This is a genomic window from Pimelobacter sp. 30-1, assembly GCF_018831735.1.
In the GTDB taxonomy this organism is placed as follows: domain Bacteria; phylum Actinomycetota; class Actinomycetes; order Propionibacteriales; family Nocardioidaceae; genus Nocardioides.
In genome coordinates this window covers 15,595-40,839 of record NZ_NHTS01000018.1, presented here as the reverse complement: position 1 = coordinate 40,839, position 25,245 = coordinate 15,595, and the positions used below count along the sequence as shown (strand labels likewise).

Below are 25,245 nucleotides of genomic sequence, written 5' to 3'. Positions count from 1 at the left end.
TATGTCTAGTTTAGCGTGACTAGCGCGTTGGGTCTAGAGTTCACGCCCGGAAATGTTCGACCTTTTGTATCCCGAAACCTGAGGTTTTGTGATACGATTGCGTCATGGCGATCAGGTGGACAGACAGTGCTGACAAGCACGGCGTCCCCCGTGACGAGGCGTTGTACGCGGTGATGAATCACCACTACCTCGTCCCTGAGTTCGATGAGCCACGGGTGGGGGAGCGGCGGCCCGATCTGTACATCGGTCCGGCGAGCCTCGGTGGGCCGATGTTGGAGGTCATGCTCACCCGTACCCCACCGCGGGACCTGGAGATCTTTCACGTCATGCCGCTGCGGGAGAAGACCCTGAAGCGGGCCGAGGAAGCCGTAAGGAGTGATGACGACGATGACTAACAAGAGGCAGATGCGCGCTGAGGCTGAGCGCCTGGATCGCGAGCGCTCTGCGCTGGCCGCGAAGGTCGGCGCTGACGACTACGAGCTTCCCGCCGATGTGGTGGTGCACGAGGGGACGGCGCAGACCCGCGCCGCCGCGCGCGCGATGCTGCTCGAGGCGGCCGGGACCGACGAGGAGCGCGACCTGATCCGTAGCGTCGGCGGCCGTCCGGCGCTCGATCCTGAGGGAAAGGCGTCGGTGTCGTGGCGGCTGCGGGTTCCGCCGATGCTCGATGAGCGGTTCCTCGCCCTGGTCGAGGAGGAGGGTCGTCCCTTCTCCGCCGTGCTCCGCTCGGCGGCCGAGGAGTACATCGCTACGCACTCCAAGACGCGCTGACCGCCGTCGGTCGGGTGGCGCGCTCAGCACCGCCCGGCCTCGGCCGGCTCCCCTCTCCTCGGCGCCTTCTTCGCATCAGCCCGCTAGTAGCGCATGGTCAGACCGTTGCGCTATTCCCGCTAAACGGGATAGGCGAGCGCTACGAGGGTGCTGACGCCTACGACGCCCCCGGCGCACCCCGTCGGGGATCAACGGGCTATCTCAGATAGACCGGCTAAACCGGCTAAACCGGCTAGACACGGATGCGCAGGTCAGCCGGCGGCGATGACGACGGCGTCCAGCTCGCGCTGGAGGAGTTCGACGCAGCTGGTGTCGTCGGTCCATCGCGTTGGGGCTGGCGGGGGTGGATGTTCGGCTTGTGGTGGGGGAGCGGTGCGTCGGGCGATCCAGGCCGGGTCGAGGAGACCGTGGTCGACGAGCCAGGTCCACCAGGCGCGGCGCTCGTCGCGGTAGCGCTGGATCTGGGCGCGGACGGCCTCGTCGATGCCGAAGAGTTCGGCCAGGTGAGCCAGCGAGGCATCGCCGAGGGTCCAGCCGCCGTCGACGCGGGTCGCGAGGCCCCATGCGGCGAGGGCCTGGAGCGCTTCGTAGGTCGCGGACGGGCTCAGGCGGGCCCGGGCGGCAATGTCGCGGCCGCCGGCGGGCTCGTCGAGCTGCTCGAGGACGTCGTAGACGAACGCGGCCGCTCGGCCGAGTTCGCGGAAGGCGGCTCGGATGCCGTGGATGCGGCCGCGTCGCCAGGGCTTTGCCGCGCAGGCGGGGGCGAGCAGCGGTGGGATGCGCAGGGCGACGACGTGGGCGTGGATGCCGCGGCCGTTCTGGACGTGGTCGAGCAAGGCTCGGTCGCTGGGTTCGTTGAGGAGTTGGCGCAGGAGCCTGCTGACGGTGCCGTTGTCGGTGTCGGCGCCAATCGCGAGGCTGCGGTTCCCTACGTCGAGCTCGACGGTGCCCTTGCTGAGCGCTAGCGCGGCGAAGGTGTACAGGACGGCTCTGGCCGTGAGGTCGCTGGTCGGTTGGCTCAGCAGCTCGACTGCCGCCAGCCATTCGCGGACGAACCGCTCGACCTGGGACCGAGTCATCGTGCTGTTGCTGGCCTCCTGTGCCCGCGCGCGCTGTGTCTTACGACCGCTAGTGGTGGTTGTGCGGACACGGCTCTCCTGCGGGGCGTGGAAGGCACGTTTGTCGCGCTCTGAGCGCCGCTGGCGTCGGCGGCGCTCGTGGTCGACGGCCTTGCGCCAGTCGCGGCGCAGGGCGCCGTGGCGCTGCTGGTCGCTGTAGCGCGCGTAGAGGCCGGCCAGGCCGCGCCAGGTGCCGTCGTGGAGGCGGCGTACGACGTCGCCGAACTCCCAGCCGGCGGCGACGCAGGACCAGATGAGGCGCTGGCGGACGTCGGAGTCGGTGGCGGGCCTGCCGTCGGCGCGGCGGTACTCCTCGGGGTCGTACTCGCCGGTGCGTGCGATGTGCTGGTAGTCGGCGGCGGGCTCGGTCCAGCCGCGGAGCGGCTCGAGCTGTTCCTCGCCTGCCGCGTCCGCGGGGGAGTGGGGGACCGAAGCCGGTGAGGAGAGGGGAGATCTCGCCCTTTTGCTGTGGCGACGCGTAGCGGTGCCGGCGGCCTCGTGTGTTTCGTGGGTGTCAGCACCCTCGTAGCGCTCGCCTATCCCGTTTAGCGGGAATAGCGCAACAGTCTGACCATGCGCGGCTAGCGCTGTGGTGCGGGCGGTGTCGGGGGGCTGAGATAGCGCGTCGTTCTCGGCGGCTGTGGTCGAGGTGTCGCGGCTGGCCACCTGCGACGTGTCGCGCTCGGCCGACCGCGACACGTCGCGCGCCGCCTCAGCAGCTTCGAGCACGGTGTGGGCGAAGGCGTGCCACGCGGTGTCGTCGTTGGGGGCGTCGAGAGCGGCTTCTGCGGCCTCGATGGGTCCGTCGAGGACCTGGTGGCCACCGCGACGGTGCCAGGCGCCCGGAGGGCGGATGCAGCCGTCCGTGAGGCCCCGCATCGGCATCGCGTCGACGGTGGCGAACAGCTCCTCGAGCGCGACCGCGACCTGGCGGGCCTCGAAGTAGGAGACCGGCGTGCGCAGCGGCACGTACAGGTGCCGGCCACCGCTGACGGAGCGGTCGGAGAAGCGGGCGCTGAGGCCCGCGTCGTCCATGAGGGCCTCGATGGCGGCCAGGTCCTCGTCGACGCCGTCGACGCCGTCGACGCCGGCGTCGACGACGGTGCCGGCGGTGGCCTTGCTGGAGTCGAGGTCGACCACGAAGACCGGTGCGCAGCCGCGCTGGTCGTACAGCAGCACCGCGGCGACCTGCGAGGGCAGCTCCGGGGTGACGTCGCGCTCGCCTCGGCGCGCGAACGTCCTGCCGGTGCGCGAGACGCGCATGCGGCCGTTGGCAGCGAGGCGTACGGCGACGCGTTCCCAGGCTTCGCGGGCCGCCTCGACGGCGGGGTCGACGGGGCGGCTCACCGCGCGCTCCGGAGGAAACCAAAAAATTTCGATCCGAGCGCGTGGGGGAGTGCCGCAAAACGGGCAGAGTCGTCTACTGTAGGCAGCACGAAGCGACCTTTCTGTGAGTCGGCATAGCCGCCTCGTTCATCTCCTTGGCAAGTGGAGCGTGAAGGTTTAAGAGCTTCAGCGAAGGCGACCGGGGCAACGGTCGCCTTTCGCGTTTTCGGGGCACTGCCCCGAGTCACGTCATCCGGTCAGCGGCAGCTCCGGGTGCGCGTGCACATCGCGGGGGTCCGCGATGTCGTAGTTGATGTCCTGGGCCGCGAGAACCAAGAGGTAATCGCTGACCGATCGGAAGCCTTTGCGCTTCGCGACGGCCTTGACAGCTTCACCCATGTCTTCAGGGACACGGGTCCCGAGAAGGACACGTTCTCCACGGTGCGGCTGGGGCATGTCGCCCATCCTTGCGGACGTAACTGTTACAGAAGCGGATTTGGGGGAGGCTTGGGCGTGTCGCTCGGCTCAGGTTGGGGCCGCGCGCAGACTGCTGTACCTCGCCGACCGTGGTTGCGCCGGCTCGCTCGGGCTCGCTGCGGGTCGGTGATGGCCGCCGTGAAGAAGCCGCTCATCGAAGGTAGGGAACCCATGCAAAGATCGAGGGGACCGGGAGGACCGAGGGGTGGCGCGTGGCGGGAGCGGATGGCGATGAGCAGCTGGCGTTCGATCTCTGGGGCACCCCCGAGTCGGCCGCGGACGATCGAGTCCAGCGGGTCGACCGGTCCCGGCGACCGTCGCGGGCGCCTGCGCCGCGACCGCCGGCGGCTGGTGTCCGAGCGGGAGATCAAGAGGCTCTCGACCTATTTGCGGCGGATGGCGGAGAAGAGGAACTCGTCGATGAACCGGTACGGGCTGCTGGCGCAGGCGCACTGGAGGACCCACGCTCCGACGCGGTACGCAGCGCTGGAGGATCCGGCGGCGTACTTCACGACGCTGGGGGAGACGGTGGCCGCTCAGGTAGCGTCGACGCAGGATCGGCTGGAGCAGGGGCTGCCGGCGGAGCTGGAGTACCTGGACCGGGTCGCGCAGCTTCGGACGCTCCAGCGGCAGGCCGAGGAACTGGTCCTGACGGACCTGGTCTACTCGGTGACGGCGGAACCGTCGAGCCGGGCCGAAGAGCTGGAGACGCTGCTGGGGCTGCTGCCCTCGCCGGCGATGCTCGAGGAGCAGCTCGCCCGGCTGACGGCGGAGGCGACCGAGGAAGCCGAGCGGGAGGGGTGGAGCCAGCCGCTGCTCAGCGAGGAGCAGGAGGAGCAGCAGGATCGGCTTCTGGCGCTGCTGCAGCTGGTGCGGCTGGACCGCGACCCGGCGCAGATGAGCGAGGCGGAGCTGAGCGAGCGGATTCAGGCGCTGGCTCCGTTCCTGCCGCCGGAGAGCGCCGCGACCGAGGCGTAGCCCTCGGGCCGGTCTTCCGGCCGCACGCGCAGAGCCAGCTCGCGCCGTCGGGCGCGAAGGCGCGGTTCGCGGCGAACGTGGCCGCGATCGCGACGTCGCGCCAGATCGAGGCCGCAGCGCGGCCGGCGACGGCCGAGGAACAGCAGGTGCTGGCTCGGTGGTCGTCGTGGGGTGCGATCCCGCAGGTCTTCGACGACGAGCGCCCCGAGTGGGCGGCGGAGCGTGAAGAGCTGAGAGGTCTGCTCGACGAGCAGGCCTACGACGCGGCGCGACGCACGACGATCAACGCTCACTACACCGATGCGTCCTACGTCGACCAGATGTGGATCACGCTGCGCGATCTTGGGTTCGACGGCGGAGACGTGCTCGAACCGGGCTGTGGATCGGGGACGTTCATCGGCATGGCGCCCGAGACAGCGCGCATGGTGGGCGTCGAGCTGGACCCGACGACGGCGGCGATCGCACGCGGGTTGTACCCGCAGGCCGACATCCGCACGGAGTCGTTCGCTGAGACCCGGTTCCCGCGCGGGCACTTCGACGCGGTGATCGGGAACGTCCCGTTCGCCGACGTCGCGCTGTACGACCCGCGCCATAACGCCGGCGGGCACTCGATGCACAACCACTTCATCATCAAGTCGCTGGCCATGACCCGCCCCGGCGGGATGGTCGCGGTCGTGACGAGCAGCTTCACGATGGATGCCACCAACCCTGCGGCGCGCCGGGAGATGAACGCGATGGCCGACCTCGTCGGCGCCGTCCGCCTCCCCTCGGGTGCCCACCGTCGGGCCGCCGGTACCGAGGCGGTCACCGACATCCTCATCTTCCAGCGTCGCGCGGACGGCGTCCCGCCGCGCGACCTGCTGTGGGAGACGGTCGGCCCGCGTCAGGTCGAGGGACCTGAGGGCCCGGTCATGGTCCGGGTCAACAACTACTTCGACGAGCACCCCGATCACCTCCTGGGCACCCTGCGGGTCGGCACCGGCATGTACGGCGGCGAGACCGTGCACGTGGTCAGCAGCGACCTGGGTGCGCTCGAAGGGCAACTGGCTCTCGCCCTGTCCGACGTCGTGTCCCGTGCCCGCGAGCGCGGGCAGGGATTCAGCGAGGAGAGGGAGGAGCAGGCGCTCGAGCGGGCCGAGGCGGTCTCGCAGCTCACGGACCTGTGGGACGGCACGATCGTCGCGGACCCCGCGACGGCGGGATTCCAGGTCGCCCACGGCGGCCGCCTGGAGCCGCTCGCGGTGCCCAAGACGCAGGCGGCCGAGCTGCGGCTCCTGCTGGAGCTGCGCGACGGCGCCCGCGGCGTGCTAGAGGCCGAGGCCCGCGACGCCGAGGACACCTCGGCGCTGGCCGAGCAGCGGTCGGCTCTGCGCAGCAGGTACGACGCCTACGTCGAGAAGTACGGCCCGCTGAACCGGTACGCGCTGCGCGGCACGGGTCGCTACGAGCCGGTCACGGACCCCGAGACCGGCGCCGCGGTGATCGACCCGGCTACCGGCGAGGCCGAGCGCGGGGCTGAGGTGATGGCCCGGATCACCCCACGCTCGATGGTCACCTTCCGCCAGGACCCGCACAGCGCGCTCGTGCGGGCGCTGGAGCGGTTCGACGAAGAGACCCAGACGAGCACGCCGTCCTCGTTGCTCGTGCAGCGCGTGGGCGCCCCGCGGCCGGTCCAGCAGGGCGCCGAGACGCCCTCCGAGGCGATCGCGCTCTCGCTCGACCAGACCGGTCGGGTCGAGCTGCCGCTGGTCGCACGCCTCCTCGGCGTCGACGAGACAGAGGCCCGCGCCCGGCTCGGCGACCTGGTCTACGACGACCCCAAGAGCGGGCAGCTCGTGCACGCCCCGGAGTACCTCTCCGGCGACGTCCGGGCCAAGCTCGACGCCGCGATCGAGGCGGCCGCCGTCGACGACCGGTTCCAGGTCAACGTCGACGCTCTGCGCGAGGTGCTGCCCGACCCGATCGGCGTCGACGAGATCGAGGCTCGCCTCGGCGCGGTCTGGATCAGCGCCGAGCTGCACCAACAGTTCCTGGCCGAGCTGCTCGACGACTCCACCGTGCGGGTCGAGAACCCGCTGCCAGGGGAGTGGGAGGTCCGCGGCCAGCGAGCGGGCATCCGCGCGACCAACGACTGGGGCACCGGCCGGCGGCCGGCGACCGACCTTGCCCAGGCACTCATGGAGCAGAAGCGGGTCGAGGTCGCCGACGAGGTCGAGGGGCCCGATGGGCGCAAGCGGCGGGTCATCAACCCCGTCGAGACCACCGCGGCGCAGGAGAAGGCCGACGCCCTGCAAGAGCGGTTCGGCGAATGGGTCTGGGAAGACCCTCAACGAGCCAGCGAGCTCGCGGAGATCTACAACCGACGGTTCAACTCGATCCGCCTGCGCGACTACTCCTCGGCCGGTGACTACCTGACGCTGCCCGGCCTGACCGCCTCGATCCAGCTCCGCGATCATCAGCGGGCCGCGGTCGCGCGGATGATCGCAGAGCCCTCGGTGGGGCTCTTCCACCAGGTCGGCGCGGGCAAGACCCTGGAGATGATCTGCGGCGCCACCGAGATGAAGCGGATGGGCCTGGTCTCCAAGCCCGCCGTCGTGGTGCCCAACCACATGCTCGAGCAGTTCTCGCGCGAGTGGCTGCAGGCCTACCCCCGCGCGCGGGTGCTCGCCGCGTCGACGGCGGACCTGACCGGCGACAAGCGCCGGCTCTTCGTCGCCCGGGCGGCCGCGAACGACTGGGACGCGATCATCTTGACCCAGGGCGCGTTCAAGAAGATCGGCCTCTCGGCCGACTTCGAGTCCGAGTACATCGCCCGTCAGCTCAGCGAGCTGCGCACCGGCCTGGACGCGGCCAAGGGCGCGGACAGCATGAGCGTCAAGCGCATCGAGAAGAAGATCCTGGCCGTCGAGGAGCGGCACAAGAAGGCGCTCGCGATGCCGCGCGACCCGGGCGTGAACTTCCAAGACGCCGGCATCGACTACCTCGTAGTCGACGAGGCGCACATGTACAAGAACCTGGCCACCGTCTCGAACATGCGCGACGCCGCGATCGAGGGCTCTCAGCAGGCCACCGACTTGCACATGAAGCTGGAGTACCTGCGCGGCAAGCACGGGGACCGGGTCGCGACGATGGCCACGGCGACGCCGCTGGCGAACTCGGTGACCGAGGCCTACGTCATGCAGCGCTACCTGCGCCCCGACCTCCTCGAGGCCGCCGGCGTGACGTCGTTCGACGGCTGGGCAGCCACGTTCGGCTCCCAGGTGACCGAGATGGAGATGGGCCCGGCCGGCGGGTTCCGCCTCAAGACCCGGTTCGCGAAGTTCCAGAACGTCCCCGAGATGCTGCGCATGTGGCACGTCTTCGCCGACGTCAAGACGGCCGAGGATCTCAACCTCCCGGTGCCCGAGCTGGCGCCACGAGCCAGCGACGGCAAGCGCGACATCGAGACCGTCGTCCTCCAGCCCACCCCCGAGCTGGAGGACTACATCGCCGAGATCGCCGATCGGGCCGAGAAGGTCGCCAGCAAGGCGGTGAGCGCGGCCGAGGACAACATGCTCCTCATCTCCACCGACGGCCGCAAGGCCGCGCTGGACCTCCGGCTGGTCGACCAGGACGCTCGCCAGTCCGGGACGGTCAAGCTCGATGCGGTCGCCAACAAGATCCTCACCCGCTGGGAGGCGACCCGCGACAACGTGTACCTCGACGAGGTCACCGGACAGCCGAGCGAGATCCGCGGCGGGATGCAGATGGTGTTCTGCGACCTCGGTACGCCGAACGCCACGCGCTGGGACGCCTACAACGAGCTGCGCGCGAAGCTGATCGATGGCGGGATGCCACCCGACGGCATCAGGTTCATCCACGACGCGAAGAACGACGCCGCCAAGGCGCGGCTGTTCGCCTCCGCGCGCAGCGGCCACGTCGCGGTCCTTATCGGGTCGACCGGCAAGATGGGCGTGGGCACCAACGTCCAGGCGCGGCTGACCGACCTGCACCACATCGACTGCCCGTGGCGCCCCGCCGACCTCGAGCAACGCGACGGTCGCGGCATCCGCCAGGGCAACCAGAACGCCGAAGTCGGCATGTTCCGCTACGTCGTCGAGCGCTCCTTCGACGCCTACTCGTGGCAGACCGTGGGGCGCAAGGCGACCTTCATCGCCCAGGTGATGCGCGGCCGGCTCGACACCCGCGAGATCGAGGACATCGGCGACACCGCCCTCTCGGCGGCCGAGGCGAAGGCTCTCGCCTCAGGCAACCCGCTCGTGCTGGAGAAGGCCAGCGCGGATGCCGCGTACCAGAAGCTGCGCCGCCAGGAGGTCGCCTTCCACCGCGCACAGGCCGCCCTGCGCCAGACCCGGCACAGCGCCGAGGCGCGTATCGAGCGCCGCGAAGGCGAGGTGGCTGCGCTGCGCACCGCAGCCGGGCGGACCATCGACACCACCGGCGAGGCGTTCACGATGAGGGTCGCCGGACACCTGGCGACCACTCGGCCCGACGCGGCCGCCTCGATCGCCGCGTGGGCCACACGCAACCAGCCCGTCATCTTGGCGACCTCCCGCCACGACGAGCCACTAGCGCTCGGCACCCTCGGCGGCCACGAAGTCACCGTCACCGGCGACCGCTCGCTGCTGGGCAGCGACCACATGGTGATGGTCGGGCTCCGCGACGTCCCCGGCTCCGAGCACCGTACGTCCCTGCGTGAGCTCCAGAGCGCCAGCGTGGGCACCATCCGCGCCATCGAGAACAAGGCCGTCGCGATCGAGCGCCGGATCGGCACCTACGAGGCGGAGATCGCGGAGGCACACCGCACCGTCGCCGACGTCGACAGCAAAATCGGTCGCCCCTTCCCGCACGCCGGGGACCTGGCGACTGCCCGAGCACGCGTCGAGGAGGTCGACGCGGCTCTTGCCGCCCAGGCCGCACCACCAGAGCCCGCGCAGGCGGCACCATCCGCCCCTGGCGCCGGCGGGGCCGAGCTGAGCCCTGCTGCCCGTGCAGCGCTCGAGGCATCGGGGCATGGTCGCCGCCCGACCGGGAGCACCATCAGCCAGGCCGCCCCAACCGACCCAACGCAGCGCACGGCATCCGGTGACCCTGCCGACGCGCGCGTGAGCCGCGCTCCAGAGAACCCACGCCCGCACGGCCGGCCCCTGGGCCGCTGACCACCCACAACACCAGTCCGCTACACCCGCTAGACCCGACATGCCCGCTACGCCCGCTAAACGAGAAAGCAGAAGCAGACACTTAGCCGCGCGGCGCTCCCCCCCTCTCCTCGCTGCGGGGTTAGGTTCTAGCCTCCGGCGATCGGACTCGCAGCGCCACGTGGCCGGCGCAGCGACGGTGGCGCGCCGCTCCAGTTCGGGTCCACCGGGACCAGGATCAGCTCGTTGCGGCGGAAGCGCCCGAACTTCCACTGGCTCTCGGCGTAGGTGTCGTCGCGGTAGAAGACCAGCGCACGACCCTTGCGGTCCGAGGGATGCGGCAGCTCGACGATCACGCCGCGGTGCGGCTTCAGCCGCCCAATGCTCGGGATGAGCACGAACACGATGTCGTCGTAGGGCCGCCACGCGTCGCGCTTCGGAGGGTTGGCAGCCACGCCACCACGATAGAACACATGTTCGATGAGGCGGAGAGACAGCGACGATGCAGGGACCCTAGGACGAGGGGGCGTCGGCCTGACCCGGCGTGCGCGGCTCTTCGCCGGCGACGAACTTCTTGAGCTCGTCGACGAGGAAGTTGAGGCGCTCCTCATCGACGGCGTAGATACCCGCACGGCGCCCGCGGCTCTCGGGTCGTCCGACGACGACGCCGGCGTCAATGAGGATGCGCGTGTTCGCGGAGACGATCGGGGCAGTGAGGCCAAGCGCGCGGACCGCGTCGACCTGGGAGCCGGGGTTGAGCCGATAGTGCCGGATGAGCGCGGCGAGGGCCTGCGAACCCAGAACCCGCAGCGCGACCTCGACACTCACAGGGAGCGGAGGGTCGGGGCGGACAACGACGGGCACGGCGTCATTGTGCCGTTGAGCGAATCCGCGTAAGGACCAAGGCTCTTTCTAGTCTTTAACACAAGAATGATGGTACCTTGACTTGCCCGTTTCGCCAGGAGGTGTCGAGGCCCGGCGAAGCGGGGGACGGGCTGGAGTTCGCAGGAACGGGTCGCCTATGGGGGAGGCCTTGAACTGCAAGGAACCAGCACGGGGCGCCGGCGCCACGCGCTGCGCCAGGTGGGGCCGGACGACGAAAGGGATTGGATCCCCTGGACGTCGTCCGGCCGCACTTCCAGGGCTGAAGAAGAGGGGGTAATGACACCCGTGCTCATTACGCAGATCACTGTGCGAGATGGATCACGGGCGGCATTCGGGGGTCAAACGAACAGGAACGGTGGCAAGTCGTGACAAGTTCACTTAGGTTGGTTCGCGTGAATCACACGCGGAGGATTTCGGGAGCAGGCAGCGTCGCGATCGCTGTTCTGCTGGGCCTGGTGATGAGCGCGCTCGTCAGCGCGGTAGCGCCGGCGCGTGCTGCTGCGGAGACGACGGCGTGCGCGCAGACAGCGTCGGTGACCACAGTCAAGGGCCTGTCGTGGGCTGTGAACTCCTACCCCGAGCGGCTGCGGTTCAAGGTGCGCAAGGTCGGGCGGATGTTCAAGGTCCGCGCGACCGCGACGGTCCGCGTCTCGACCACGGGTTCCTACAAGGTCACCGGTGTGGTCGACCGTTGCGCCGGCGGCGTCTCGGCGCCGGAGACGGTGACGCTGACGATGCGTCCCGAGGCGGCGCGCTCGGTCGCGAAGAGCGCTGTCGCCAAGCACCGCAAGGCGGCGCGGGCGAAGAAGACGGCCCGCAAGAACGCCGTGACGTCGGCGCGCGTTGAGGGCCGCACTCTGACCATCCGTGCGCTCGACGCGGCCGCGCGCGCGAACGCGCAGCGCGAGCTGTCGAAGCTGCTCGGCGCCCAGGTCAACAAGGCCGCGATCCGCGCCGCGGTGCTCGCCGAGATCAACGCGCGCCGAGCGGGGGAGAGCCTCGCGGCCTTCCAGACCCTCTCGGCAGCGGAGCCGCTGGCGGACGATTGGGCTGAGACGACCAAGGACGGTCCGTACGGACACGACAGCGACCCAGTCACGGGATACAAGGCTGATCTGGCTGGGCTCGGCTGCAACCCGCCGCTGAGCGGGTATTCGCCGGGCCACCTGGAGGCCTTGCACTACGGCGCATCGGGGTCAGCGACCCAGATCGCCACCTGGGTAGTCGACTCCTGGATGGATTCGCCGGGCCACCGCGGCATCCTCATGTCGCCCTCGATGAAGTGGGCTGGTGTTGGACTCGCATTCAGCACCGAGAGCGAGATCTGGGCGGTCGTGCTTCGTACAACGAACGAGGACTGCACGAACGTCGCGGGCTAGCCCCGCACGTCGTCCCCAAAAGAGACTCCTCGTCCGTCGCACCAGGCGGCAGATGAGGTCGACCTGACGTCGGGGCAACGAAACGCTTCGCTGCGACGTCATGTCGGAAAACTGAAGAACCCCCGCCACCCGAGATCAAAGCTTGCAGGCAGGAACTCAGGTGGCGGGGTCCATCCCCTATGAGAGGACCCGAATAGTGTTCCACCTTCACCCCCCGCCGCGCCTCACCTGGCGCAATGCGGTCCAGACGGTCGTCGGCGTGCTGACCACGGCGCTGACCCTGGCGCTGGTGCTGAGCGGCCTCGCGGTCGCGAACGCACCCGCCGCTGGGGCAGCGACGGCGACGGTGAACGCGGCCGCGAAGACGGCAGCCAAGACGGTCAAGGCGGCGTCGAAGGCGGTCGGGCCGGTCGCCCGGGCGGCGGCACCGAAGTCGGCGTGTCGTCCCTACGACCCGAACTTGCGCAACGGTGTGTGCGTGAGGTTCGCCGACGGCCGCGTGACGTGGCTGGGCAACCTGACGAACCCGAAGGGTCGGATCTTCTTCTGCATCGACAAGGGCAAGGACTCGCGCCTGCCCGCGTCGGCGCCGATCAAGTCGACCAAGGACCTCAAGAGTCAGTACGGCAAGGCGATCCGCAAGCAGGAGCGCGCCGCGCTCAACTACGTGATCCTCGAGTACGCCACGGGCGCCGGGGACACGGACGCGGCTGCCATCCACTACCTGATCCGCCTGGTCATGTCGGACACCAAGGGCCAGCTGCCCGGCAACCTGCGCGTCGGTGACGAGGTCCCCGGCCAGGGCGCCGTCCCGGACGCCGTGATCAAGCGTGCGCGGGTGATGTGGAACAAGGCGTCGGCCTACTACGGCCCCTGGACGCTCCAGCTCACCGGCAGCACCGCTGACATCAAGGTCGGCCAGACCCGGACCCTGCAGGCCTCGGTCGTCTCGGCGGCGGGCAAGCGTGTCCCGGGCGCGAAGATCACCCTCGCCTACAACGACCGCGTCTCCGGTCCCACCACGGTGACGAGCCTCGGCGACCGGAATGTTCCGGTGACCATCACCGCCCGCAAGGCCGGCACGCTCGCGATCAACGGCTCGATCGTCGGGCCCGCCGGCGAGGGCAAGCTGTTCGACCCGCCCAACAATGGCATCCAGCGCGGCTGGATCGCGCAGAAGGAGTCCGACACCGCACAGCTGCGTCTCTCGGGCGAAGTCCGGTTCGGCGAGCCCGTGGTCTTCACCGTCACCTCGAGCAAGCTCGTCGAGCCGGGCGAGGAGTTCTTTGACAACGTTCACATCGAGAACCTCCCGGCCGGCGTCACGACGACGGCGACCGCGCGTCTCTACGGCCGCTACGAGGCGCAGCCGACGGCGACCGACTGTCAGCCTGCTCAGCTCGCCAAGACCGTCACCTTCCCGGTGAACGGGTCGGGCGACTACAAGACCCCGAAGGTCTCCGTCTCCGAGGAGGGCTACTACACCTGGGTGATCACGCTCGCCGCGACGGCCGACACTATCGCGGTCACCACGCCGTGCGGCATCGTCCAGGAGACCACCCTGGTCTCGCACCCGCTGCTCGCCGTCACGGCATCGACGCAGATCTCCGCGCAGCGCAGCCGCGCCGGCGACAAGATCTACGACACCATCAAGCTGAGCGTGCCGGAGCACGACGAGCCGCTGACCCAGGACCTGAAGGGCGAGTGGACCGTGTTCGGTCCGGTCGCCCCGATCAACGGGTCTTGCGAGGGTGTCAGCTACGCCAACGCTGGCGTGCTGGCGACGGCTCCCTTCACCGTTGCTGCCGGTGACATCGTCGATGGCCACGAGCTGAAGACGCCGGAGGTGCTCGTCCCGGCCGCGGGCTGCTTCTCCTACGGCGAGGAGATCTTCGCCAACGACGAGATCGCGCCGTACTCGCACCCGGTCGGTCAGGTCTCGCAGACCACGCTCGCGGACAAGAACAAGCCGACGATCGCCACGCAGGTCTCGGCGCAGAAGATCCTCGTGGGCGGTACGACGTTCGACACCATCATGGTCTCGGGCCTCCTGCCCGGGCAGACGGTCGAGATCATGTACACCAAGTACGGTCCGGTCGACGCCGTCAACGGCAAGTGCGACCTGCCCGCCTCGGCGTGGGTCGACGCACCGGTCTTCGACGAGGGCTCCGTCATCGCGACCGGCAACGGTCCGATCACCACCCCGGTGAGCAAGCCGGTCCAGGCGCGCGGCTGCTACTCCTACGGTGAGCGGCTGATCGGCAACGACGTCGTCGAGAACGTCGAGCACCCGGTCGGCCACGTCACCCAGACCACGCTCGCTGACAAGGCCGCCCCGGCGGTCAAGACCTTGGTCTCGCGCCAGATCGCCTTCACCGGCGGCCGCCTGCACGACACGGTGTGGGTCACCGGCCTGCTGCCGGGCGTCCAGGTCCGCGTCTACTGGACCCTGTACGGCCCGATGAAGCCGGTCAACGGCTCCTGCAAGGCCGTCAACTGGGACCGGCCCAAGGCGCGCGCCAAGGTCGTCGACAAGGGCTCGTTCATCGCGTCGAAGAACGGCAAGTACAAGACGCGGGTCTCGAAGAAGCTCAAGAAGGCCGGCTGCTACACCTACGGCGAGTCGGTCAACGAGTCGACGACGAACTACCCGCACGAGCACAAGCCGGGCAAGAAGTCGCAGACGTCGCTGGTGAAGAAGCCGCGTCGTCCCGACATCCCGACGGGCCCGGCCGGGTTCGGCCGCAGCGTGGTGGCCAAGACCGTCGGCGCCTACCACCCGTTCTGAGGTAGGAGCTGATGAACCGCAGCCTCATGTACCGGGTCTGGTCCCGGGTTCGGCTGGCCCTCGGTCGTGGGGTTGCGCTCTCGGGGGTTATGGGGGTGGTCGGGGTGGTCGTCAGCCTGGTGCTGGCGGCCGCTCCGGCCCCCGCCGGGGCCCTCACCCCACCCACGTCGACCGTTCAGACGACCGCCGATCCGCTTGCTCCGCGGTCCTCCGTCTCCTCGGTGCTGAACATTCCGATGCTTCGGACGCGCGCCTCGGTGCGCACGGTCGGCATGCGAGCTGGCGCCGTTGCGGTGCCGGCCGATGTGAGCGTCGTGGGCCGCTGGCGCGGCTCGCGCCCGTGGTCTGCGAAGTCCGGCTCGAGCATCCTGGTCGCCCACGTCGCCGACGGCGCTGGGCGTCCGGGGGCGTTCGCCTCGATCGAGCGCCTGCGCAAGGGCGCGCGGATCGTGTGGACGGTCGGCGGCGAGCGGAAGGTCTTCCGGGTCGTCGCGAAGACCTTCACCAAGCGCACCGCGAGCCTGCCCGAGCGGATCTGGCGCCACGACGGGCCGCGCACGATCAGCCTCGTCTCGTGCGCCCGCAAGCGGGTCTACGCCTCGGGGTTCTACCACTACACGCACAACGTCACGGTCACTGCCCGGCTGGTCAGCGGTCGGTGACGTAGCAGGAGGAGAGGCGACCATGGCGACACGGATCCCCGCCGGCGTGCGGCGCGCGACGCGTCCCTACGCGGGCGCCGCGATCGTCGCGGGCGCGGCGGGGCTGGCGAAGTCCGCTGGCGCTCCCGCGCCGGTCGTGGGCGTCATGATCGTCGTTCCCCTGCTCGCCATGGCAGCGGTGCTGCTGTGGAGGCGGTACTCGTCATGAGCGCAGCCGCCATGAACGTCCCGGGGCGTCCCCAACCCTCATGCCCCGGGCGATCGGCCAGGTGGACACGTCCGATTGGACCTCCGTGCGATCCCCTCATCGCGCGTCGAGGTCGCTCCAGGCGCAATGTCCCCGGCCACCAGGCGCCGCCGAGCGTTGCCCAGCTCGGCGGCGCCACCCACCATCACGCTTCCCGACAGGCATCGGCGAGAGGGCTCGACATGCCAGGTCGAGCCAGATTCCGCGGAAATCGGCGATACGTTCGCGCGCTCACAGGCTTACAGTGCCTCCCACTGGTCTTGGCGGTCCCCGTCAGGGCAGGAACGAAGGATCTCGGGATGAACCAACGGGCTTGCGCCCCTGGGATGCGCGCTACCCCCAGGGCGGTCGCACTATGAGCGATCACCACAGCGACGGCCAGCGCAGCGAGCCGCTGGTCCGCATCGAGCTCGACGGCGACGCCGTGCGGGTCAACGGCGACCTGGTCAGCCATGACGGCAGCCGGTCACTGCACGAGGTCGGCATCGAGGCGGCCGCTGAGCGGTTCGCGCAGCCGCTGCAGCGCCCGGTCGTCGCGATCGCGGTTGACGCGACGGGGCGCATCGAGCTCGTCATCCACCCGGACGGCTCCACGAGCGACTTCAGGGTCCTCGAGGACCCGGAGCCCGTGGCACCGGCGTCGGCGCAGGCGGGATCGGCTGAGGCAGCTCTCCCGGACGCGGCCGAGATGGTCGACCACCAGAGCACCGAGGAGAAGGGCGACGTCGCTGAGGCGGCCGCCGTCGACGGTGAGCATGCGCCGACGGCGACGGCGCCCGCTGTCGCGGTACCTGTCGATCCTGGTCATGGTCGCCGCCGTTCCTCGGGCCGGGTCGTCGCAGCGGTCGTGGTCGTGATGCTGGCGGCTCTGACAACCGGGGGCGCGGTCCTGCTCACCGGGGGAGCGGACGGCGAGCCAGCCCGCGCTGGCACCAAGACGCCGACCTCGGCACCGTCGTCCTCAGCCCCAACCTCCGCACCAACCTCGGCACCAACGCAGGAGCCGACCGCGGCTCCGCCGGTGGCTGTGCAGAAGCCGAAAGTGCGGGCGCGCGGAGGCGTGAACCGGATCGAGCTGAAGATCACCGCGCGGCAACGTCCTGCGCGTGCCGTGGTCGTGATCGATCCCGCAGGACCGCGCACGTCGGTGCGGCGGGTGATCACGCTCACCGAGCGGTGGACGACGTTCACGCTGAGCAAGCTCCCTGCCGGCCGGACGACGTGGACGGTCCGAGTCGTCGGCGCGGAGCCGGTGACCGGGACTGTTCGTGTGACCGCTCCGCCGCGTTCGAGCGGCGGCACCTCGTCGGGCTCGTCGGGAAGCACCGGATCGTCCGGGAGCTCGAGCGGAGGGACGACCGGCTCGGGAACCTCGGGCGGCGGCACGGGCTCCGGTGGCGGCTCAGGCGGTGGCAAGAAGCCGCGGGGCCCGAAGGGCATCAACGACAACCCACCGCCGGGACCGCGGCCATGAGACGGCACGCCGGCACAGAACATGCAGATCGAGGGCCCACGCGTGGCCCCTGGGGGAAGGAAGAACCGATGACGAATGCACTGAGCAACCCGGACACGGAGGGGCAGAAGCAGGCCCGCACACTGGTCCTCGTCGGCGCGCTGGCAGCGATCACGGGCGTCTTGGCATGGCACGCCGCGAACACGTTGTGGGCGGGGCGTCGACCCGACGAGCTGGATTCAACGGCCTTCCTGCGGGTCGTGGTCGCGACGATGCTTCTCCCCACGGCGGCCGTCGTCCTGATCGGAGTCGGGCAGGGCATGGTGCTGCTGGGGCTGCTGCGCTGGTGGGTGATGCCGCGCAACAGAGGTCCGTGGCAGCTCACGATGGCTGGGCTCGCCGCGCTGGTCTCGCTGACGGTCGTGACGCAGGGCGTCACGATGGCTGAGGCCGAGGCCGCAGCCGGCGGCCGGTGGGCCGGCTACTCCATCAAGACCACCAAGTACGCCGACTCCTCCTGGATCGGCGGCCGCAGCATGGGCGGCCAGCACGTCTACCGGCTGGAGCCGCGCAAGCTCAACGTGAAGTCCAAGTATCGACCGGCAGTCCCGGTCTCCGACCTCAACGGGTCGGCCGCGAAGCCCTCGGCGCGCAACACCAGCGTCGCCGCGTGCGTGCTCGCGACCTACGGCAACCTCAAGGACCGTATCCAGGCGGCCGCGGTCGACGCCGTCACCTACCACCTCCTCAGGGGTGGGAAGTGGCGGATCTCCAAGGCTCGCGGCGCGGCGCGGATCCGTCAGGCCGGGCAGAGCAAGTACGTCCGCTCCTACGCGAAGTCGATGCTGGCGGCCTGCGCCAAGACGGCCGGCCCGTACCGAGTCAGCATGACCTCGACGACCGCCGCGGTCGGATCGGCCACGAGGGTGACCTACACGATCAAGTCCGCCTCGGGGCTCGGCCTGGCCAACGTGCCAGTGACGTTCAGCTACGGCGGCGCGACGCCAGTCGAGTACACCAACAGCGAGGGCACCGCGACGGCCAACTTCGACGTGACGCAGTCGGGGATCACGACCGCGACCGCCCGCGCTGACCGGGTCCCGGAGTGGCGCCTGCTCGTCCGCGCGCCCAAGAACAAGCGCGCTTCTGCCGTCGCCGTCGCGGGCCGGCTGACCGCCATCGCCTCGAGCACCTCGGTGCGGGCGTCGGGTTCGCAGTCGGTGAGCGTCGCCAACGCCGCCTCGGCCCTGCGGGTCGGCCAGCTCCTCGGTGGCTCGTACACGATCGCGGGCGGCTCCGGGACTCGGAGCGTGACGCGCTCGTACTACGGCCCCTTCGACACCTCGGCGAGCAACTGCAGCTCCCCGCGGCCCTACACCTCGTCGACGTCGACCAGCACGAACGGCCGATACTCCCTGCCGTCCTGGCTCCCTCCGAAGTCGGGCTACTACCGTGCGGGAGTCGCGGTCGGCGGCAACGACCTCAGCACCGCCGCGTCCACGTGTGGGACGCCGGTGCGGGTGATCAAGCAGGCGGCGATCGCCCAGGACCGGCCAGCCGGCCGCAGCCGCCAGGTCAAGATCGGCGAGGGCTTCAACGTCACCGTCAAGGTGAGCGGGTTCGACCGGGCCGAGGGCCACACCGTGGTCTCGCGGCTCTACGGACCGTTCGCGAGCAAGGACAACGCCCGCTGCACCGAGGCCAAGCGGGTCGCGAGCAAGAACCAGAGCCGCAACGTCTCGGGCAACGGCGACTACACGATGGGCAAGGCCGTGATCACGGCCAAGGCCAACACAGGCTGGTACGTGTGGCAGACCACTCTCTCCTCCGGCGACCTGATCGCCGGAGGGACGTCGAGCTGCGGCGTCCTCTACGAGGTCGTGCGCTGATGTCCGGCACCGCGGGTCCTGAGGTGTTCGCCGTTCTCAACGAGAACGCCGCGACCCTCACCACCTCCGAGGGGAGCGAGGAGTGCTCGGCCACGACTCACGCAGACCTCGAGGTCGAAGTGATGCGGATGCTGCTCGACGAGGCTGAGCGTGCTGGCCGCCCGGTCCACATCCGGATCGAGGGTGGCGAGGTTCCTGCGGAGTTCCTGCTCGCACCTGATGGCGCCGTGACTGCGGCTCCCCAGGAGCCGGTCGTCGATGTTCCGGCGCTGCCTGATGCGGACGTGGTCAATCCGTGGTTGGCGGCAGGGCAGGCCGTTCACCGCCGGCTGGCCGAGGGGGCCGACGGCGCCGCGACCGGGAGCTGACGGGGGAACCGCTCGTGGTTGATCTCGGGGAAGCAAGCAAGGGGAGGGGAGAGAGTCGTGGTTGAGGGAGCCGCGCTGGGCATTCCGCGCTCAGCGACGCGATGCCTCCGCGGCCGCCGGGCCGATACGCACGTGGCGCACCTGGCCTCGCGGGTGTCGTGGTCGACCGGCCTCAACGACGCGTCGCGCAGGTCCTCCGCGCAGCCGTCGCCGCCGACTATCGCTCCCCTCCTCTCCTCACTGCTGGTCTTTGCCGCGTGTGGACGTCGCAGCCTCGGATCGGCGGTGACCCATGGCGAAGCCTGAGCTGTCGGTTGCCGAGCAGCCCGACGAGTTCGACCCGACGACGGTGCCGATGTACCCCATGCTGCGTGCGGAGATCCGCGACACCGACGACGGCGAGTACGTCGGCCTGGTCGACGACGAGATCGTCGCCTCCGACCTCGACCTCGAGCCAGTGCGGGCAGCGATCGTGGCCAAGGCCGCGACCATCGCCGGCCGCCGGCTCGGCGAGATCCGGTCGACCAAGGCGGTGCGGGTGCGCGTTCAGGCCCCCGACGGCGAGGTGTTCCAGACCGTGGTCACCGCCGACGAGAAGGTCTACGACGTCACCGCAGCGCCCACGGGTACGACGTCGTCGGGGCCGACGGGAGGCACTGGCATCGCCAAGCCCGCCAAGTCGGGCAAGTCGAGCAAGCGCAGCAAGCCCGGAAAGGGCCGGGCGATTCAGACGCCGGATGGTGACCGCGACGCGAAGCGCGGCATCCATCCGATCGTGCTGCTGGTCTTCGGTCCCCCGGTGCTGCTGGTGTCGTTCATGGTCTGGATCCTGTTTCTGCGCGGCTCCGAGGAGACCGCCGCGGTGAAGGCACCGGCCGCCCGGCAGCTCCCGGTGGTCGCGCCGGCGGGCTACGCGCCCGTCGCGACGTGGGCGGTCAAGCTCGGCTCGCTGTCTGGCGCGACCAGCGGCAGTGTCGCTGCCGACGCTGAGCGGGTGTACGCCGCGGGCGGCTCGGGGGACCGGATCAAGGCGTACGAGGCGGACACGGGCATCAAGGCGTGGGATCACGACCTGGGGTCGTCGATCACTACGGGGCCGCTGCTGACCACGATCGAGGACCGTCCGGCCGTGGTCGTGGCGACGTCGTCGTCGCTCGTTGCGCTCGACCCGGCCGACGGTGACGAGGTCGGCGAGTGGAAGCTCGACACGGCGTCGGGCGGTCAGATCAGGGTCACCGCGACGGGTCCGGTCGTGATTGGCCGGTCGAACCACGCACAGATCGTCGTCGACGGCGAGCTCGTCGACCGGGTCATGCCCGCCGGCGCGCTGCCTGTCGCGCCCGGGCCTGAGGGCTCGCTGATCGCCGTCTCCCATGACCGCGTATACGTCTCGACCTCCGGCAGAGTCTCCGGAGCAGGCGCCAGCATCGAGCCGGGTGCGGCCGGCCAGGTGTCCGTCGCTGGCTGGACCGGCGAGCGCCTGATCCTGGCCTACGCCGCACCGGCGCCGACCACAACGTCGGCGACGGCGTCGACGTCGTCGAGCAGCGCGGGCATCGTCCTCGCCGGGTACGACGTACCCACGAGCGGTGGCGACGACGGCACCTGGGCCCGCCGCTGGGTCAGCAAGCCGCTGGCGTCCGGGACGGGCACCACGACGGCGGGTGCCCAGCTTCCCCTGGTGGCGGGTCCGTCGGGAGCGTGGGGCCTCTATGTCTCGACCGTGGTTGCTCTGACCGACGGCGCGACGCACGAGATCGAGGGCTGGACGACCGTCTCTGTGGGCGACGAGATCGCCTTCGGCACCTCCGGGAACGAAGTGCTGTCCGCGGGCCCGGATGGGCTCGGCGGGCGCTCCGATCCCGGGCAGGCCTCGGTCACCGTCACCGCTCCCCAGGCGGTTGTGCGGTCCTCGGCCTACCTGGTCACCAACGGCGGCGAGCCGGACGTGTGGCTGTACGCGCTCACGCCTGCTGAGGGCGGTGGGCGATGAAGGCCTTCATCGCGTCCATGATCGCGTTCCCGGTCGGGTTCCTGATCCTGCTGGTGATCCCGATCGTCGGCGGTGCCGACTACACGCCCCCGGCGAGCGCGTGCTCGCCGACGGGCGGGTCGTCGCTGCAGGTCAAGGACGGCGAGGTCGCGCCGTGGGGGCCCTACAACGCCGAGCAGATGACGAACGCCGCGATCATCGTGCGCGTCGGTGCGCAGCGGAACATCCCGCCTCGAGGTCAGCAGATCGCGCTGATGACGGCGATCGACGAGTCCGGCCTGATCCCGAAGAAGCAGCACGGGATGAGCCCCACCAACCCCGAGACGGCGTGGGGGCTGTTCCAGCAGACCCCGAAGTACGGCTGGGGGACGCTCGAGCAGGTGATGGACCCGGTCTACGCGACCAACGCCTTCTACAGCCGTCTGGTGAAGGTCAAGGGCTGGGCGACGATGAACCCGCCCACGCTCGCGGCCCACGCGGTGCAGCGCAACCGTGACCCCTACGTCTACCAGCAGTTCTGGGACGACGCTGCGGCCCTGCTGCAGCACCTCACCGGCGGCAAGCGCGTAGGAGGCACGGGCGTCGCGCGGCCGGTGGCAGCGACGGTCGACCTGCCCACCTCGGCTCGCACCGCAGCGACGGCGGAGAAGGACGCGAAGGACCTCGGCCGAATCCGGGTGGTCCAGGCCAACATCAAGTACAACCTGCCGCGCGGCAGCTTCAACTCTGACCTGTCCAAGGTCGTTGCTCAGGCACCGGACTTCATCTCGCTCAACGAGCAGGGTCTGCGCTCGGACGCCCAGATCACGCCGGCGGGCTACGCGCTGCAGCGCAACCAGCCGCCGGCTGGGCTCCGATCGGCCAGGGCGGAGTTCCGCTCCACGGCCGTGCTCTGGCGCACCGACCGCTGGCGCAAGGTCGCCGGCGGGGCCGTCGTGCTCGTCGAGGACGGCCCGCGCAAGACCGACCGCGGTCGGGCAGCGACCTGGGCGACGCTTGCCAACGCCGACGGAGCGGTCGTGTCCGTCGTGTCAATGCACCAGATGGTCAACCCGGCACACATTGGTCCCAACGTGCCGCTGCGGCGTCAGCTCTTCGCGAAGGGCATGGACCGTGGCGTGGCGCTGATCAACGAGCTGAAGGGCTCGGGCCCGGTCATCACGATGGGCGACTTCAACTCCCAGTACCGGGCCAACGACCCGTGGGGGCCGCGAGCCAAGCTCGGATTGGCGGGCCTGAAGCCTAGCTTTGACGTCTTGGGGCCAGTCTCCACTCACGACGGCGGCGGGATCATCGACTACGTCTTTGTTCCGGCCGACGCGCGGGTGGTCGCGCAGCGGACCATCTCGCTGATCAGTGACCACCACGGCGTCCTGGTCGACGTCGACGCCCTGGCCGGTGGATCGGCGCCGCTGCCGGCGGTCTACTGCGACACCGCGGGCGCCTCGACCGACAACGGCGGCGGCGGGTTCGTCGTCAACGCTGCGGTGAAGCGCGTCGGGCCCTACGACCAGGCCGAGCTGATCGCCCGGGCGAAGCGGTTCGCTGCCGGTGGCGGGGGCTGGTTCCGGCGGTGCCAGAACTTCGTGGCGCAGCTCGCTGGACGCCCGAACTCGGGCTACGAGTCGGCCGCCACGGCGATGGCCACGTTCCGCGCAAACGGCGTGTTCCACGACGCCAACAGTGTCGACGGTCACGCGCCCCCGATCGGGGCCTGGCTCTACTACACGAACGCCGGCAACCCGTACGGCCACGTCGTGACCTATCTCGGCAACGGCCAGGTGGCCGGCACCGACACCTGGCGCAAGGACTACGTCGACGTCGGGCCCGCCTCGGACATCACCGACGGCCGTTGGCACCTGACCTACGAGGGCTGGGCGGTGCCGTGGGCGACGTCCGGCAACGACGTGCCGGTCAAGGCGCCCCTCGCGGGCCGTGCCGCACCGGTCAACGCCGGCATCCTGCAAGGAGCAGCCCGATGACGCACGGACCTTCTCCTCTCTCCTCGGCGCCTCGTGCTGTCCTGGTCGTGGTCGTGGCGGCGATCCCGCTGGGCTCGATCGTCGTGATCGTGGGCGGGCTCGTGTCGAACTGGTGGGTCACCGTTCCCGGAGTAGCGCTCATGATCGGCGGCTACGCCGGATTCTGCTGGTTCCGCCGCCGACCGACCAGCGCGGCCGACCTGCTCTTCGGGTGGGTGGCTGACCCTCGCCCGGCACCCCGTGACGTCGTCGACCGACCGAGCGAGGAGGAGGAGGGAGCATGAGCGCACTGAGCACGGTGCTGGCCGAGGGCCGGCGCACGTTCATCGTCTTGGGGGTCGGACTCGTCGCGGTCTGCGTCGTCGTGCTGTTCGCGACCGGAGTGCTCGGCGGCGACAACGATCGCGGCGACGAGACACCCGGCGCCAGGCCGGGCGCCAGCTCGTCGACGCCGAGTACGGCTCCCGAGGGCGCCGAGGAGACCGACCCGGTCGCGTTCGGCGAGGCCGTGTGGGAGGCGTTCTACGGGCACGCCAGCGCGGGCATGGGCTACGAGCAGTGGTGGGCCGAGCTGGAGCCGCTGCTGTCGCCTGCAGCGGCCGGCGTGCACATCTACGACGACCCTCGAACCTTCCCGACGGTGAAGGTGACCGGCGAGATCTCCGAGGCGCCGGTTGCGCCGTACACCGAGGGCGTGACCGCGGAGGTCTACGTCCCCACCAACGAGGGCCGCTACTCGCTGTTCCTGGTACGCACCAGCGAGACAGCGCCGTGGCGGCTCGAGCACATCGGCTTCCCGAAGGGAGCGCAGTGATGATCGACGATCCCTCCGAGAGCGCGACGGCACGCGAGCACTGGGCGAGGGTGGCCGCGAACGTGGCCGCTGAGCGCGTCGCGGCTGCCGCTGAGCACGCGTCGACGGAGGCGCCGGAGGACGTCGAGCTCGACGAGATCTCCTCGGCGCCGTCGCGGTCGGCTGAGACGGAGGCGGTGGCCGGGTCCAAGCGGCGGTTCTTCTCCCGCTCGAACCCGGACACCGCGACGGCGCCCGCGGCAGCGGGAGTGAACCCGCTGTTGGCCGAGCCAGGCGGGGCGGCACGTCGCGCCGCAAGCGGACGTGGTGAGGACGACGACGAGCTGGAGGCCGCCGACGAAGGCGGCAGCGGCCTGAGCAGGCTCGGCCTGGGGCACGTGACGGGTCCTGCGATCCCTCCTCCGGCACCGACCCCGCTCAACCCAGCGCTCCGGGTGCCCGGGACCTGGCCACCGGTCAGGCCAGCCTCCGGCGAGCACCTGGTGCAGGTCGTCGGCCTGCACGGTGGTGCGGGGACGTCGACCATGGCAGCCCTACTCGGTCCAAAGGCACTGGACTGCGGGGTCGGCCTGGACAACGTCGTCGACGTGACGATCCCGGTCCTGTTCGTGACGCGCAGCCACGCTCGAGGGCTCGACCTTGCGCGGCGCGCTGGTCAGCAGTTCGCCGCCCGCAACCTCGAGCCGCTACGGGTCCTTGGGCTGTGCGTGGTGCAAGACGCACCGACGCTGTCCAAGGGCCTGGCCCGGGCGCTGCGCTCCGTTGAGCGGTCGCTACCGAACTGCTGGACCCTGCCCTGGGACGAAGACCTTCGACACGACCCCGCTCTACCGCCGGCGGCCGACCGTGGGCGCATCGCCCGCGACGTGCGGCGCATCCTGCGCAAGGCAGCGCGCCTGCGCGATCGCGACGACGGCGACGCCGAGCAGCCCACCGGTTCGCAGAACTACTGACACCCCCGACACCCCCGCCTCAAC

20 protein-coding genes are annotated in these 25,245 nt (G+C 70.3%); 16 read left to right on the top strand and 4 right to left on the bottom strand.

What is annotated here, in order from left to right; all coding sequences use genetic code 11:
- The first annotated feature begins 104 nt into the window (after positions 1 to 104).
- Both CCO04_RS27735 and CCO04_RS27730 read left to right on the top strand, forming a co-directional pair.
- Positions 105 to 395, top strand: coding sequence for a hypothetical protein (locus tag CCO04_RS27735; RefSeq protein WP_215817429.1), 291 nt, complete (start codon positions 105 to 107; stop codon positions 393 to 395).
- Positions 379 to 771 carry a hypothetical protein gene (locus CCO04_RS27730; protein ID WP_215817428.1) on the top strand — a complete coding sequence of 131 codons (393 nt, stop codon included), beginning with the start codon at positions 379 to 381 and terminating at the stop codon, positions 769 to 771. Before CCO04_RS27735 ends, CCO04_RS27730 begins: the two co-directional genes overlap by 17 nt.
- Positions 772 to 1,022: 251 nt before the next feature.
- On the opposite strand, the gene CCO04_RS27725 is transcribed toward CCO04_RS27730, so the two are convergent.
- Both CCO04_RS27725 and CCO04_RS27720 read right to left on the bottom strand, forming a co-directional pair.
- Positions 1,023 to 3,068, bottom strand: a complete 2,046-nt coding sequence (locus CCO04_RS27725) for a hypothetical protein (protein WP_215817427.1) — start codon at positions 3,066 to 3,068, stop codon at positions 1,023 to 1,025.
- Between the two features lie 396 nt (positions 3,069 to 3,464).
- On the bottom strand, positions 3,465 to 3,671 hold the full coding sequence (locus CCO04_RS27720) for a hypothetical protein (RefSeq protein WP_215817426.1): 207 nt from the start codon (positions 3,669 to 3,671) through the stop codon (positions 3,465 to 3,467).
- A gap of 252 nt (positions 3,672 to 3,923) precedes the next feature.
- Here CCO04_RS27720 and CCO04_RS27715 point away from each other — a divergent pair, with 252 nt between their 5' ends.
- The gene (locus CCO04_RS27715) at positions 3,924 to 4,670 is read left to right on the top strand and encodes a hypothetical protein (RefSeq protein WP_215817425.1); all 747 of its coding nucleotides are present in this window, start codon (positions 3,924 to 3,926) and stop codon (positions 4,668 to 4,670) included.
- A 77-nt stretch (positions 4,671 to 4,747) separates the two neighbouring features.
- Positions 4,748 to 9,829: a methyltransferase domain-containing protein gene (locus tag CCO04_RS27710; RefSeq protein WP_215817424.1), complete on the top strand. Its 5,082-nt coding sequence runs from the start codon at positions 4,748 to 4,750 to the stop codon at positions 9,827 to 9,829.
- Between the two features lie 128 nt (positions 9,830 to 9,957).
- Here CCO04_RS27710 and CCO04_RS27705 read toward each other — a convergent pair whose 3' ends face one another.
- The gene (locus tag CCO04_RS27705) at positions 9,958 to 10,263 is read right to left on the bottom strand and encodes a hypothetical protein (RefSeq protein ID WP_215817423.1); all 306 of its coding nucleotides are present in this window, start codon (positions 10,261 to 10,263) and stop codon (positions 9,958 to 9,960) included.
- Positions 10,264 to 10,321: 58 nt separating this feature from the next.
- Positions 10,322 to 10,636, bottom strand: a complete 315-nt coding sequence (locus tag CCO04_RS27700; RefSeq protein WP_215817422.1) for a hypothetical protein — start codon at positions 10,634 to 10,636, stop codon at positions 10,322 to 10,324.
- Positions 10,637 to 11,085: 449 nt separating this feature from the next.
- Here CCO04_RS27700 and CCO04_RS27695 point away from each other — a divergent pair, with 449 nt between their 5' ends.
- The 12 genes from CCO04_RS27695 to CCO04_RS27640 all read left to right on the top strand — a co-directional run bounded on the left by CCO04_RS27695 (position 11,086) and on the right by CCO04_RS27640 (position 25,221).
- Entirely contained in the window at positions 11,086 to 12,072 is a 987-nt protein-coding gene (locus tag CCO04_RS27695; protein ID WP_215817421.1) for a CAP domain-containing protein, read from the top strand.
- A 196-nt stretch (positions 12,073 to 12,268) separates the two neighbouring features.
- Positions 12,269 to 14,860: a hypothetical protein gene (locus CCO04_RS27690; protein WP_215817420.1), complete on the top strand. Its 2,592-nt coding sequence runs from the start codon at positions 12,269 to 12,271 to the stop codon at positions 14,858 to 14,860.
- Positions 14,861 to 15,096: 236 nt separating this feature from the next.
- Entirely contained in the window at positions 15,097 to 15,522 is a 426-nt protein-coding gene (locus CCO04_RS27685; RefSeq protein ID WP_215817419.1) for a class F sortase, read from the top strand.
- 22 nt (positions 15,523 to 15,544) lie between these two features.
- On the top strand, positions 15,545 to 15,730 hold the full coding sequence (locus CCO04_RS27680; RefSeq protein ID WP_215817418.1) for a hypothetical protein: 186 nt from the start codon (positions 15,545 to 15,547) through the stop codon (positions 15,728 to 15,730).
- Between the two features lie 463 nt (positions 15,731 to 16,193).
- Positions 16,194 to 17,243 (top strand): hypothetical protein, encoded by a 1,050-nt coding sequence (locus CCO04_RS27675; RefSeq protein WP_215817417.1) that lies wholly within the window; start codon positions 16,194 to 16,196, stop codon positions 17,241 to 17,243.
- A gap of 68 nt (positions 17,244 to 17,311) precedes the next feature.
- The gene (locus CCO04_RS27670; protein WP_215817416.1) at positions 17,312 to 19,111 is read left to right on the top strand and encodes an Ig-like domain-containing protein; all 1,800 of its coding nucleotides are present in this window, start codon (positions 17,312 to 17,314) and stop codon (positions 19,109 to 19,111) included.
- A complete protein-coding gene (locus CCO04_RS27665; protein WP_215817415.1) occupies positions 19,111 to 19,479 on the top strand; it encodes a hypothetical protein in 369 nt (122 codons plus the stop codon). Before CCO04_RS27670 ends, CCO04_RS27665 begins: the two co-directional genes overlap by 1 nt.
- Positions 19,480 to 19,771: 292 nt before the next feature.
- Entirely contained in the window at positions 19,772 to 21,472 is a 1,701-nt protein-coding gene (locus tag CCO04_RS27660; RefSeq protein ID WP_215817414.1) for a PQQ-binding-like beta-propeller repeat protein, read from the top strand.
- The gene (locus CCO04_RS27655; protein ID WP_215817413.1) at positions 21,469 to 23,454 is read left to right on the top strand and encodes an endonuclease/exonuclease/phosphatase family protein; all 1,986 of its coding nucleotides are present in this window, start codon (positions 21,469 to 21,471) and stop codon (positions 23,452 to 23,454) included. Before CCO04_RS27660 ends, CCO04_RS27655 begins: the two co-directional genes overlap by 4 nt.
- Positions 23,451 to 23,738, top strand: a complete 288-nt coding sequence (locus tag CCO04_RS27650) for a hypothetical protein (protein ID WP_215817412.1) — start codon at positions 23,451 to 23,453, stop codon at positions 23,736 to 23,738. The genes CCO04_RS27655 and CCO04_RS27650 overlap by 4 nt, the downstream gene beginning before the upstream one ends.
- Complete coding sequence (locus CCO04_RS27645; RefSeq protein ID WP_215817411.1) at positions 23,735 to 24,268, top strand: hypothetical protein; 534 nt, start codon at positions 23,735 to 23,737, stop codon at positions 24,266 to 24,268. The genes CCO04_RS27650 and CCO04_RS27645 overlap by 4 nt, the downstream gene beginning before the upstream one ends.
- Positions 24,268 to 25,221 (top strand): DUF6668 family protein, encoded by a 954-nt coding sequence (locus CCO04_RS27640; RefSeq protein WP_215817410.1) that lies wholly within the window; start codon positions 24,268 to 24,270, stop codon positions 25,219 to 25,221. Before CCO04_RS27645 ends, CCO04_RS27640 begins: the two co-directional genes overlap by 1 nt.
- Positions 25,222 to 25,245: the final 24 nt, after the last annotated feature.